A 12,492-nucleotide genomic window follows, 5' to 3' on the forward strand; every position below is an offset into this window, starting at 1 on the left:
CTCGGTCCTCCAGCGGTCAATCGGCCTTGCCGAGCGGTTCGACGACGCTCTCGACGATCTTGCCGGTGTTCGCATCGACGCCGACTTCGTGGTTCTTGTTGCCCTGGCGGATATCGAAGGAATAGCGCCAGACGCCGTTTTCCTTTTCGTACTCGGCCTTAGTCACCTTGCCGGGCGCGGTCTTCAGCGCGATCGCGCGCGCCTGAGCGATCGTCAGCTTCGCCTTGGGTCCCGCGGCGGTGCCCGCGTGGGCGGTGCCGGCGACTGCAGCGGCGAGCGCTGCAAGGGCAAGAAATGCCTTCTTCATATCAATCATCCTCGTTTCGCCCGGAATAGGCGAGGCCCGTTTCTACCCGCGCCCACTTTGCGTGGATGTTGCGCCCGGTATCGCTTTTCCCAATGTTCCCGCGTGGCGAAGCGTCCGGCGTCCCCGCGCCGCCGCCATCAGCAGCGCGCAGGTGATCGCCCACGCCGCCCCGACGATCCAGCCCGCCAGCACGTCGGTCGGCCAGTGGACGCCCGCCACGACACGCGACGCGCCGATCAGTATCACCAGCAGCAGCGCGACGACGAGCAGGTACGCCCGCTGCGCCCGCCGCTCCGCCTCGCGCGCCAGCACGACCGCGATCGTCAGGAACACAACCGCCGAATTCATCGCATGCCCGCTCGGAAAGCTGGCCGAGTTGGTCGTGACCAAATGCTCGACGACGTCGGGCCGGCCGCGTTGGAAGAAGGCCTTGAGCGCGGTCGTCATCAGCCCGCCCAGACTGGTCGCGGCAACCAGGTAGAGGGCCGTGGTCCATCGTCTTCCGGCGGCGAAATAGCCCGACACCGCGGCGACGAGCACGATCAGCGTAACGTTGTTGCCGATCGCCGTTAGACCCAGCATGACCGCTGTCGGGCCTTTGCCGCCAAGAAACGATCCGCGCGCGGCGCGCAGCAGCGCCGCGTCGAACGCAGGAACCTCGCCCTCGCCGATCTCGGACCCGAGCTTGGCGATCACCAGCAGCGCGATACCGACCAGCAGGAAGCCCGCCAGCCCCAAAACCTCGGGCCTGCGGCGGGCGAGCGCGGCCAGCCGCCCGATCATGCCCGGCGGACGCCGGCGAGGGCTGGGGTCAGCTGGCTATTCATGACGGTCCTCTCTCGCTGCCCTGACCATCCTGGGTCGCCGGCGCGCCTTCGGCCAGCGCGGGCCCGCGAGATTGGGAAAATACAATGTTCGCGGGTCACGCTCCGAGCGCGCCGGCGGCGTGATCGCGATGCATGGCCAGCACATTCTCGACGCTCACATTCGAACCGTCGAAGCAGTAGACCAGCACCAGCCGCGCGTTGGCGGCGGCGAACCATCGGTGCGCTCCCGGCGACATCAGCCGGTCGCCCGGACGCGGCTCGGTGCGCCCCCGCAAGCCCATGATGGTGCGGTGGACGTCACGCTGATCGGTCTCCGACAGGCCGTCGAGCGCGGCGAGGACCGCGTCGTCGATGCGCAGCGACCGCAGATTCAGCCGCGCCGCCAACGCACGACTCTCCATACATAGGCGACGACGATCACGACGATGATGCCGGTCGAGATCGGCCCCACGTAGTCGTCGACGTCGGCATATCGGCTGCCGAGCAGCATGCCGGCTCCGGCCAGCACCGCGGTCCATCCCGCCGTCCCGATCGTCGACCAAATCAGGAAGCGGGGCCAGGGCATCTTGAGCAGGCCGGCCGGCACCGACACGATCGACCGGACGGTCGGCACCATGCGCCCCAGGCAGACGAACGCCGCGCCCCCCTTCTCGAACGCGCCCCGCCCGCGCTCGACGTCGTCCCAATCGATGGTCAGCCAGCGGCCTAAGCGGTCGATCAGGCCATGCAGCCGGTCGACCCCCAGTGCACGGGCGACGGCATACCAGGCGATGTTCCCTGCCATCGCGCCGACGGTACCCGCGGCCACGACCCCGACGATCGACAGCGATCCTTGGCCGGCCTGCATCCCCGCCAACGGCATGATGAGTTCCGACGGTATCGGTGGGAACACCGTCTCGGCGAGCATCAGCAGCGCGATGCCGGCATAGCCGAGACCGGACACCAGCTGTTCGATCCAGGACCCCACGGCTAATGCAACGCGCGCAGTGGCCGGGGTCGGAAGCGGCGTCCGAACAGATCAGAACGGCTAGACTTTGAACAGCTATCCACCTCGCAGCCGATAGCCGTCCGAGATTGGGAGATTATTTCCGCCGCTATACCGTAGCCGGCCGCGGCCTCGTTTGCTCGATCCGCTGCGTGCCTATCGATGCCGGTGGTCCGCAGGCCTAGCGTCAGAACTGCGCGCTCAGCAGAAGACCGCCGCTCCTCCCATCTCCCCACGGAAGCACACGGACGGTTGCGTCGCGCCTGGAAGTGATGAGGAAACCCGACGCTTCGCCGATCGCGGCTCCGGCGACGACGTCGTACCAATGATGCTTGCGCGCTTCGACGCGAGCGACGCCGACGAAGGCGGCGACGGCCTGTGCCGGTATCCCGACCTTCCAGCCGTATCGGTTGTGCAGCGTCGCGGCGGCAGCGAAGGCGGTGCTGGTATGACCGGAGGGAAAGCTCTTTCGGTTGCTGCCGTCGGGTCGGCGTTCCGGGAAACTTTCCTTCAGCGCCGCGGTGACCGCGAACGCCGCGCCGACGCTGCCGCCCGCTTGCAGCGCGCCGTGCCAATCGTGCTTCGCCGCCGGCACCCCAAGCGCGGCGACGATCAGCACGTTACGCGCGACCGTGCTGGCATCGTCCCATCCGCCGGTGTCGCGCGCCGCGGCAGGCTGCGCGACGACCGTGCCCAGCAACATTATTCCGGAAAGCCGGCCAAGCGTCCGCATCATCGCTCTCCATCGCCGATCCCGGCGTCCGCTGACACAGCTTCGCCGGGGAGGCCATCCGCACGGCGGGACATTGGGAAAACACAATCTTCGGCGATCGTCCACCGGTCCGGAACGAGCAGTGTGGTGGTGGCATTCCACCCTGCCGCGTGTTCCAGCTAGAGGCCTAGGCCTCGATGTTCCGCATCGATGGGCCGGCATAGGCCGGTCGCCGCATCGGTCCGGTCCGCGTCGATCGCGGCGTAGGTCCAGAATATCCGCGCTTCGTGAAGGGTCGACGGGTTGCTGAAACCATGCGGCAGGCCGGCGGGGATGAAACTCACGTCGCCGGCGCGCAGGTCGTGCTCGATCCCGTCGATCTCCGCCACGGCATCGCCCGAGATTACCAGGACGCTCTCGTCGCAGTTGTGCCAGTGGCGCGGCACGGCGGAACCCGGCGCCAGGATCGTCACGCCGTTCAGGAAGCCGGTCGACCCGGTGCCGCGGTCGACCAGCGGTACGGTGGAGATGCCGCCGCCGCGGTCATGGCGCGGCAGGTCGTCGGTGCGAAGAATGCGTGGAGCGGTCATGGCGCGAGCGCGGCGATGAGGGCAGCGGCAAACCCGCTGGTCGTGCCTGAACCCCCGACGTCCGGCGTGCGTGCCCCGGGATCGTCCAGCGCCCGATCGACGGCGCGCTCGATGCCGGCCGCCGCCTCGCACAACGCCGTCCGCTCGTCCCGCCGGCCGCGCCAGTCGAGCAGCATGGCGGCCGAAACGATCAGCGACGTGGGATTGGCGATGCCGCGGCCGGCGATGTCGGGCGCCGAGCCGTGCTGCGCCTGCGCGACGCAGATGCCGTCGCCGATGTTCAGCGACCCGCCGAGGCCAAGGCCGCCGGCCAGTTCGGATGCCTCGTCCGAAAGGATGTCGCCGAACATGTTGGTGGTGACGATCACATCGAAGCGCGCGGGGTCGCGGATCAGCAGCGCGGCGGCGGCGTCGACAATGACCTCGTCCAGCGTCACATCGGGAAAATCCGCCGCGACCGCGCTAACCTCGCGCAGGAACAAGCCATCGGTCATCTTGAGGACGTTGGCCTTATGCACTGCAGTCACCTTGCGCCGTCGTCCGCGCGCGATCTCGAACGCCGCCAGGGCGACGCGGCGGCAGGCGGCGCTGGTGATCTTGCGCACCGACAGCGCGGTGTCCGCGTCGGTCATAAATTCGGGGATGCCGGCGTGCATGTTACGGTCGGCGTAGAAGCCTTCGGTCGCCTCGCGGACGATCACCACGTCGATCGACCTGCCGAGCGGCGACAGACACGCGCGCGTGCGGCACGGGCGGATATTGGCCCCCAGCGCGAACTGCGTGCGGAGCCTGCCCGACGGGTTGATCCCGCCGCGCTCGGGCGGCGGGTAATCGTAATGCGACACCGGGCCGAGGATGACGCCGTCAACCTGCGGCACCCGCGCCAGCACCGCGTCGGGCAGGGTGGTGCCGCTCGACGCCAGGCTGGCCAGGCCGATCTCGGCGAGTTCGATATCGAGCCGCAGCCGCCAGCGCGCGTCGGCCGTCGCCAGCACGTCGAGCGTGGCGTCGGTAATTTCGGGCCCGATGCCGTCGCCGGGGAGAACTAGGAGCTTCACGGGCGCTCTTGTCCGGCGACGGCAGGGGGGAGGTCAAGGGGCGCGGGAGGTCAGAACCGCGCCTTCGCGCCGACGAAGAACGTGCGGCCGATGATGTCGTAGGTCGCTGAGTCGGTGGTCAGCGGCTGGCCACTGACGAACGGCGGTGCCTTGTCGCCGATGTTGTTCAGCCCGAACGAGAATTCGAAGCGGTCGTCGACCCGGAAGGCGGCGTTGGCGTCGAAGTAGCTGTAGCTCGGGACTCCGGGCGTCGTCGACGCCGGATTGGCGACGCGATCCTGATGGATCATCTTGTCGATGAAGCGCCAAGTACCGGTGATGCTGAACGGCCCCGAGCTGTAGCCGACTGAGGTGTTCGCCTTCCACGTCGGGTGCGAGATCTGCGGGCTGACGGACGAGTTGCCGATGCTGCCGGCATAGTCGAGCACCGGCGAGCCCGGCAGCGACGAGACCTTGAAGTCGAGCAGGTAGGTGACGACCGCGTTCAGCCGCAGCGATCCGGCATTCGGTGACATGCCCAGCGCGTCGAGGCCGAAGCCCCAGTCGAGCTGCGCATCGACGCCGGCGGTCTTGTAGGTCGCCAGATTCAGCGCGCCTTCACGGGCGAAAGAGATCGCCCCCGACGCCCGGTCGCGCGACACGATCTGCTGGCAGAACACGTTGGTCGGCGAGTAGGTCGGGTTGCTGACGCCGTCGCTGTTGAAGCAGCGCGGGATGATCGTCGTCAGCGTCAGCGTGCCGATCGCGTCCTTGATGCTGATGTTGTAGTAATCGACCGAGAAATTGAGCGTGCGGAACAGCGGGCTGGCAAAGCGCGGGGTGAGGACGCCGCCGATCGTGTAGCTGTTAGCGCGCTCCGGCGTCAGGTTGGGGTTCCCGCCCGACGATCCGAACGCGGTGTCGTTGACGTAGGTGAAGGTAGGGTAGATCGACGCCGGTACGCCCTGCGCGATGCACAAGGCCTGGACCTGCGCGGCGTTGGCGCCAGTACGGAACACGCTGCGGCTGTCGCACGGATCGCCCGCGCCCGGAGGCGCGCCGATCGCGTTGGCGCCGGTCAGCGTCGGTGCGAACAACTCGCCCAGGCTCGGCGCGCGGATCGCCTTCTGATAACCACCGCGCAGGAGTAGCGCGTCGAACGGCTTGTAGCTGACGTCGCCCTTGTACGCGCTGACCCCGCCGAAGCCGGTATAATCGGCATAGCGATAGCCCAGGTCGACCGTCAGGCTCTTGCCAAGGATCCAGTTGCGAAAGATCGGCACGGAGAGCTCGCCGAAGACTTCCTTGACGATCTGGCGACCGCCGGTGGGACTCGAATTGTCGAACGACGGGGTGTCGCCGCGGATGAGCGCGGCGTCGGGCTGGTAGCTGAAGCTGTTGTTCTTGTAGTCGGCGCCGATCGCGAAGCTCAGGTCGCCGCCGGGCAGCGCGAACAGCGGGCCGCTGACCGTCGCCTCAACGATCTTCTGGCTGGTGCGGTTGAAGTTGTTGTTGTTGCGCACAGCATATTCGCGGCATGCCGGACTGAGCGTCTGCACCCCGAACGGGTTGAAAGCGAAGCCGCGGCAGGTGCCCGACGGGCCGGTGTAGTTGGCGGTGCCGTCGACGATCGACTGGAAGGCGGCCTTGCTGACGTCGTTGAACTGGACGTTGATGAAGTTGGTGCGGCCGAGCGAGCCGTAGATGTCGAAGTTGAGCGCGGTGCCGGGCAGCTTGCCACGCGCGCCGAACACGCCTTGGTAGACGTCATATTCGAACGTCTGCGAGCGCGCGCCGGCGAAGGTCAGCAGCTTGGTGAGCGCCAGCGGCGCGGTCGACGGCACCGGCCGCGAGGCGAGCAACGCCTGCAACCCGGCGTTTCCGGTCACGAACGGGCTGTTCAGCGGAACGAAGAAATACTTGCCCGGCCCCGACGATCCCGGCGAGCTGCTGTCGCGGCCGCTGGAATGCATGAAGTTGAACATGCCGTAGACGGAGACGTCATCGGCGATCTCGAAATCGGCCTTGGCGAGCGCGTTGTACTTCTTGAGCGGCACTTGGACCGAAAAATAATTGCCGTTGGCGATCGCCACCTGTCGACAGTTCGCGGTGATCTGCAGGCCGAGCAGGCCTTGGCTCAATCCGCGGTAGTTCTGGACGCAGTTGGTGCCTGCGCTGGTGGTGAAGATCGTGCCGTCGGTGTTGACGCCGATCGCGCCGGTGTAGGCGCCGGTGCCGGTCAGCGGCGTCGTGCCGGGATAGCCGGCGAGCACCGCGTTGACCGCGGCGAAGGTCGGCTGCGAGCCGAACTGGCCCGCCTCAATGATTCCCTCGGGCGGACGCGCCAGCAGTCGGATGTTCTGAAAGAACGCGCGCTCGGCGCCGGTCACCGCGGCGCGGTCGGCGTATTCGAACGCGAGCATCGCATTGCCGCGCTTGTCGGCGAAATCGGCGCCGATCAGCGCGGTGACCTGATTGGTCGCGGCATCGCCCTGCGTCGTGCCGCCGTGGCGGCCGGTCAGCTCGACCCCGGTGAACTTCGAGCGCAGCTTGAAGTTGACCACGCCGGCGATCGCGTCCGAGCCGTAGGTCGCCGACGCGCCGCCGGTGATAACCTCGACGTTGCCGATCATCGAGGTCGGGATGGTGTTGAGATCGATCGAGCCGTTGGGGTTCGACGCGATCAGCCGGCGCCCCTCGAGCAACACGAGTGAACGGTTCGAGCCGAGGCCGCGAAGATCCGAATAGGATTGCCCGCCCGAGAAGCCGGTGCGCGCCTGGACGTCGCCGACCTGGCTCAGGCCCTGTGCCGCAGAGAACTGCGGCAGCTGGCCGATCGCGCGGTCGAGCGTCGGCTGGCCGGCCGAAGCGAGCGCCGACTGGTCGACGGTGACGATCGGGCTCGACGACTGATAGTCGCGCCGCGCGATACGCGAGCCCGTGACGATGATGTCCTGCGTCGCGGCCTCGTTGGCGGCCTGCGCCTCGTCGGGTGGCGGGGCCTCGGCGCCCAGTCCGACCGGAACCGCGCCGGTCTGGGGTGCGGTCTGCTGGGTCGGGGTCGGCGTGTCCTGCGAGAAGGCCGGGGCGGCGACGAGCAGCGCGGCCAGCGCGGCGGTGCCCAGCGTCAGGCGCGATGCGCCGCTCGCGAGCGCGCTCTTGTGATCGGAATGTCCCCGCATGGCCATTTCTGGTCCCCTCCACGTTTCTATTTCGCTGCCGGTCCTGATGGCCGACGATGCCGTTCTAAGCGGCTTTGCTGTCACCAACCTGTCACCGCATCGACCGCGCAGCGAGACGTGTCGCGAGCGCCGGACCGATCGCCATGACCATCAGGAACCGCACGACCTGCAGCGCCATGACGAACGGTGCGTCGGCCGCGCTGGTCGACGCGATCACCGCCACCGCGTCCATCCCGCCGGGGCTGGTGGCCAGATAGGCGGTCAGCGGATCGACGCCGGCGTAGCGCACCAGCAGCCACGCCATCGCAGCCCCGAACGCCAGCAGCGTCGCGCTGGCCAGCGCCAGCCGCGGCAGCGCGCGGGCGGAAGCCGACAGCGTCTCGCGCGTGAAGCCCAGCCCGATCCGCCAGCCGATGACGATATACGCCGGAATCATCAGCAGCCGCGACGGGCTGACCCGTGCGACGTCGAGCAGGTTGAGCAGCGCGCCGACCGCCATTGCGCCCATCAGCGCGCCCGCCGGCAGCCGCGACCAGCGTCCGACGAGCGCGCCTGCGCTGGCCACCGCGGCGGTCAGCGCCAATGCGGCGGGATCGATCGCGTGGCTCCACGTCGCGACCATCGGCGTGCGCGCGACGTGTCCGGTGAACGCCAGCGCGACGGCGGAGGCGAGTGCGGCGACCATCACAACGCGCAGATAGACCATCACCGCCACCAACCGCGCGTCGGCGCCCCACGCCTGCGCCATGATGACCATCGCGGTCGCGCCGCCGGGGCTCGACCCCCAAATCGCAACCGTGCCGGGCACCACCCGCCACTGCGCAAGCAGATAGCCAAGCAGCCCGCTTGCGGCGATCGTCGCGGCGGATACGCCCAGGAACAGCGCCCAGTCGCGCGCCAGCGTCGCGAAGATGCCGGGCGCGATGGCGTGCGCGATCAGGCAGCCGATCAGCGCCTGCGCCGCGGTCGACGCCGCGCCGGGCAGCTTCGCTTCCATCCCCCCGACGGCCGCGGCGATCGCAGCGAGCATCGGCGCGAGCAGCCAAGCGGCGGGCAGCCCGGCGAGGTCGAGCACCAGCGCCAGCAGCACCGACGCCGCACCAAGCAGCGCCCAACGCCGCATGGGCCTCACGGCGTAGAGTAGAAGGGGAAGACGCCGATAAGCAGCGATACCAAAGTGAACACCACGAAAGATCCCAGCGCCCATTTGAGCGTGAAGCGCTGATGCTCGCCAAGCTCGATCCCGACGAAGCCGACGAGCAGATAGGTCGAGGCAACGAGCGGGCTCAGCAGATGGATCTGCTGCCCCATCAGCGCGGCGCGGCCCATCTGCGCGGGCGTGATGCCGTATTGCGCACCGGCCTCCGCCAGGATCGGCAGCATCCCGAAATAGAAGGCGTCGTTCGAGATGAAGAAGGTGAACGGCGCGCTTAGGAGCGCGGTGATCGGTGCCAGATAGGGTCCGAGCGCGGGGGGAATGTTGTGCGTGACGGTCGCCGCCATCGCGTCGACCATGTGCGTGCCCGACAAAATGCCGGTGAAGATGCCGGCGGCGAAGATCAGTCCTGCTACCGCCAGGGCGTTGCCCGCGTGCGCCGTCAGCCGGTCGCGCTGGTCGGCAAGCGAGGGGAAGTTGATCGTCATCGCGACGGCGAAGGCGAGCATGAACAGCACGGCGAGCGGCAGCAATCCCAGCACCAGCGCGATCATCAGCGCGGCGGTGAGCAGAAAGTTGAACCAGATGAGTTTGGGCCGACGCGCCTCGACATGGGCGTCGGCGTCCTGCGTCAGGATCGTCGCGGCGCTGGCGTCCTCGTCGATCGCCTCCTCGGGCAGGCCGGCAAGCCGCGCGCGCTCGTGCAGGCCGAAGCGATAGGCGACGAACAGCACCCACAGCGCGGTCGCGACCATCGGAACGATCAGCGGCACGAACACCGTCGCCGCGTCGAGCTTCAGCACGCTCATCACCCGCGCGGTCGGCCCGCCCCACGGCAGCAGGTTCATCACCCCGCCGCTCATGATGACGACGCAGGCGAGCATCCGCACGTCCATCCGCAGGTGCCGGTAGAGCGGCAGCATCGCCGCGGTGGTGATCATGTAGGTCGTCGCGCCGTCGCCGTCGAGCGACACCGCCAGCGCCAGGATCGCCGTGCCCATCAGGATGCGCACCGGGTCGCCATGGACGACGCGGACGATCGCGCGGATCAGCGGATCAAACAGACCGACGTCGATCATCAGCCCGAAATAGAGGATCGCGAAGACCAGCATGACGCCGGTCGGGGCGAGTTCGCGCACCCCCGCCATCATCATGTCGCCGAGCCCTGCGGAGAAGCCCGCCAGCAACGCGAAGGCGGTCGGCACCAGAATTAGCGCGATGATCGCCGACAGCCGCTTCGTCATGATGAGAACCATGAACGTCGCGACCATCGCGAACGCGATCAGCGACAGCAGGTCGTAGTCGGGGGGCAGGGCGGCAGTCACCGGCGAAACGCTCGCGTGGCGCCGCAATCAGAAGCTCGGCCCATAACCCTCCCCATGCGCACCGACGTGTCCCGGCGCATTGATCGCTTCTGCCGAATCAACCTGTCACGATGCTGTCACGGGAGCCACGTCGAACGTCGCGACCGCGCGCAGCCCCCGGCCCGACGCGGGTGTTTCCAGCGCCAGCCCTGCGCCGACCGCCGTCGCCAGTGCCTCGGCGATCGACAGCCCCAGGCCGCTGCCGCGTGACGGATCGCGGTGCAGCCGAGTGAACCGGTCGAAGACGTTGCCGCGCTCCTCGGGCGGGATGCCGGGGCCGTCGTCCTCAATCGCCACCGCCAGCCGGTCGCCGGCAGCCTCCAGCGCCACACGGACGCTGCCACCGGGCGAATTGTGCTTGATCGCATTGTCGATCAGGTTGCCGATCAACTCGGCGGTGAGGGTCCGGTTGGTCAGGATCGCCGGCGCACCGGGTAGTCGTTCGAAGGTGAAGTCGATGCCCGCGCGCACCGCCGCCACGGCATGCTCGGCGGCGGCGGCGGCGGCGATCTCGTTGGCGTCGACCGCGGCGCGCTCGACCCGCGCGGGTTCGGCGCTGTCGGCACGCGCGAGGGCGAGCAGTTGCACGATCAGATGCTGCAGCCGGTCGCTCGCCTGGTCGATGTCGTCGATCGATTCGCGCGCCGCCGCGCTGCCCGGATCGGCGCGACGCAGCAACGCGATATGGGTACGCAGGATCGACAGCGGCGTGCGCATCTGATGCGATGCGTCAGCGGTGAAGCGGCGGATGCCGACGATCGCCGAATCGAGCCGGCCAAGCATCGCGTTGAACGCGCCGACCAAGTCGCGCAGCTCGCCCGGCACCTGATCAAGCGGCAGCGGCGCGAGGTCGGACGCCGCGCGTCGGTCCATCTCACCGCGCACGCGGTGCAGCGGCCTGAGTCCCCAGCGGATCGCCAGCGGCAGCAGCGCCAGTGTGGTGCCGATCAGTACCAGCTCGAGCACGATCAGCCCGGTCAGCAGCCGGTTGGCGATCCGCCGCCGCGCGTCGAGCGTCTCGGCGACCTGGACGATCACGACGCCATCGACCTGCGGCAGCCGCCTTGCCTCCGCCACAACCCGCACCGGACGCCCCAGATAGACGGTGTCGCCGAACGCGACGTCCGTGTCGCCCAGCCTCGCCGGCGCGACGTTCGGCAAGTCGTGATAGCCCGTCAGCACGCGGCCGCGGTGGCGCACGCTGTAGTAGACGTTGTCGCGGGCGGCGTCCTCGAGCATGCCGAAGATCGCGGGCGACAGGTTAAGCCCGATCGCACCGTCCTCGACCGTCAGCGAATCGACGATCGCGCGCGACGCTGCGCTGAGGATGCGGTCGTTGACGGCTTGGACCGACTGGTCGATCACCCATGCGCCGCCTACTCCTAGGATCAACGCCAGCGACAGAACCGGGATTACCATCCCGCGCAGCATCCGCGCGGCGATCGACCGAGCCTGCCGCGGCATTTGGGTCACTGCGCGTCCAGCACGTAGCCGAGCCCTCGGATCGTGCGAATGCGCGGGCCGTCGGGCTCGAGCTTGCGCCTGAGCCGCGCGACGTAGACCTCGATCGCGTTAGGCGCGACCGCTTCGTCGTACCCGAACACTTCCGACGTCAGCCGGTCCTTGTCGACGACCTTGCCGACCCGCGCTGCCAGCCGTTCGAGCACCGCCCATTCGCGCCGCCTTAGCTCGATGGCGCGGCCAGCGATCGCGGCCGCGCCGCGCGCGGTGTCGATCGTCAGCGTGCCGATCGTCAGGATCGGATCGGCGTCGCCGCGGGCGCGTCGCAGCAGCGCTCGGATGCGCGCCTCGAGCTCGCTCGGCTCGAACGGTTTGAGCATATAATCGTCGGCGCCCGAATCGAGGCCGGTAAGCCGGTCCTCAAGCGCATCGCGCGCAGTAAGGATCAGGACCGGCACCTTGTTTCCGCCCGCGCGCAGCCGGCGAAGCACGTCGAGTCCCGTCATTCCGGGCAAGCCCAGGTCGAGGGTCACCAACGCATACGGTTCGTCGGTCGCCATCGCCCACGCCACCTCGCCGTCCGAGGCGATGTCGACCGCGTGGCCCGACTCGCGCAGCGTCGCCGCCAGCCCCCTCGCGAGTGGTACGTCGTCCTCGACCAGCAGGATCCGCGCCACCCTTCCTCCTTTGCCCCCGCGTTGACTCGGCCCAGCTATACGGCGACTCTCTCTGATGGGCGATATCGCGTCGACAGGCGTCCGACGACCGAACCGGGAGGGTATGGCGCATGCTAGCGTGGAGAGGAGGACGATGGCTACTTCCTGTCGCCCTCGCCGTCGCCGCGCTGCTGGCGGTCGCGGCATGGCAACTC

Annotated in this window: 12 protein-coding genes; all 12 read right to left on the reverse strand. The window is 68.5% G+C overall.

The window, feature by feature from the left end:
• Window positions 1-16: 16 nt before the first annotated feature.
• Complete coding sequence (locus JW805_03375; GenBank protein MBN2971055.1) at window positions 17-307, reverse strand: PepSY domain-containing protein; 291 nt, start codon at window positions 305-307, stop codon at window positions 17-19.
• Between the two features lie 42 nt (window positions 308-349).
• Window positions 350-1,090 (reverse strand): phosphatase PAP2 family protein, encoded by a 741-nt coding sequence (locus JW805_03380; GenBank protein ID MBN2971056.1) that lies wholly within the window; start codon window positions 1,088-1,090, stop codon window positions 350-352.
• Between the two features lie 139 nt (window positions 1,091-1,229).
• Complete coding sequence (locus tag JW805_03385; GenBank protein MBN2971057.1) at window positions 1,230-1,520, reverse strand: hypothetical protein; 291 nt, start codon at window positions 1,518-1,520, stop codon at window positions 1,230-1,232.
• A complete protein-coding gene (locus JW805_03390; protein MBN2971058.1) occupies window positions 1,505-2,041 on the reverse strand; it encodes a DedA family protein in 537 nt (178 codons plus the stop codon). The genes JW805_03385 and JW805_03390 overlap by 16 nt, the downstream gene beginning before the upstream one ends.
• A 265-nt stretch (window positions 2,042-2,306) precedes the next feature.
• The gene (locus JW805_03395) at window positions 2,307-2,852 is read right to left on the reverse strand and encodes a phosphatase PAP2 family protein (protein MBN2971059.1); all 546 of its coding nucleotides are present in this window, start codon (window positions 2,850-2,852) and stop codon (window positions 2,307-2,309) included.
• Between the two features lie 158 nt (window positions 2,853-3,010).
• Window positions 3,011-3,421, reverse strand: coding sequence for a cupin domain-containing protein (locus JW805_03400; GenBank protein ID MBN2971060.1), 411 nt, complete (start codon window positions 3,419-3,421; stop codon window positions 3,011-3,013).
• Window positions 3,418-4,479 carry an isocitrate/isopropylmalate dehydrogenase family protein gene (locus JW805_03405; GenBank protein ID MBN2971061.1) on the reverse strand — a complete coding sequence of 354 codons (1,062 nt, stop codon included), beginning with the start codon at window positions 4,477-4,479 and terminating at the stop codon, window positions 3,418-3,420. Before JW805_03405 ends, JW805_03400 begins: the two co-directional genes overlap by 4 nt.
• A gap of 50 nt (window positions 4,480-4,529) precedes the next feature.
• Window positions 4,530-7,646 carry a TonB-dependent receptor gene (locus JW805_03410; GenBank protein MBN2971062.1) on the reverse strand — a complete coding sequence of 1,039 codons (3,117 nt, stop codon included), beginning with the start codon at window positions 7,644-7,646 and terminating at the stop codon, window positions 4,530-4,532.
• 85 nt (window positions 7,647-7,731) lie between these two features.
• Complete coding sequence (locus tag JW805_03415) at window positions 7,732-8,763, reverse strand: AbrB family transcriptional regulator (GenBank protein MBN2971063.1); 1,032 nt, start codon at window positions 8,761-8,763, stop codon at window positions 7,732-7,734.
• Window positions 8,764-8,768: 5 nt separating this feature from the next.
• Window positions 8,769-10,091 (reverse strand): CitMHS family transporter, encoded by a 1,323-nt coding sequence (locus tag JW805_03420; protein ID MBN2971064.1) that lies wholly within the window; start codon window positions 10,089-10,091, stop codon window positions 8,769-8,771.
• A gap of 135 nt (window positions 10,092-10,226) precedes the next feature.
• Window positions 10,227-11,624 (reverse strand): sensor histidine kinase, encoded by a 1,398-nt coding sequence (locus tag JW805_03425; GenBank protein ID MBN2971065.1) that lies wholly within the window; start codon window positions 11,622-11,624, stop codon window positions 10,227-10,229.
• A gap of 5 nt (window positions 11,625-11,629) precedes the next feature.
• Window positions 11,630-12,484: a response regulator transcription factor gene (locus tag JW805_03430; protein MBN2971066.1), complete on the reverse strand. Its 855-nt coding sequence runs from the start codon at window positions 12,482-12,484 to the stop codon at window positions 11,630-11,632.
• Window positions 12,485-12,492 lie beyond the last annotated feature (8 nt).

Source organism: Roseomonas aeriglobus (genome assembly GCA_016937575.1).
Taxonomy (GTDB): Bacteria; Pseudomonadota; Alphaproteobacteria; order Sphingomonadales; family Sphingomonadaceae; genus Sphingomonas; species Sphingomonas aerigloba.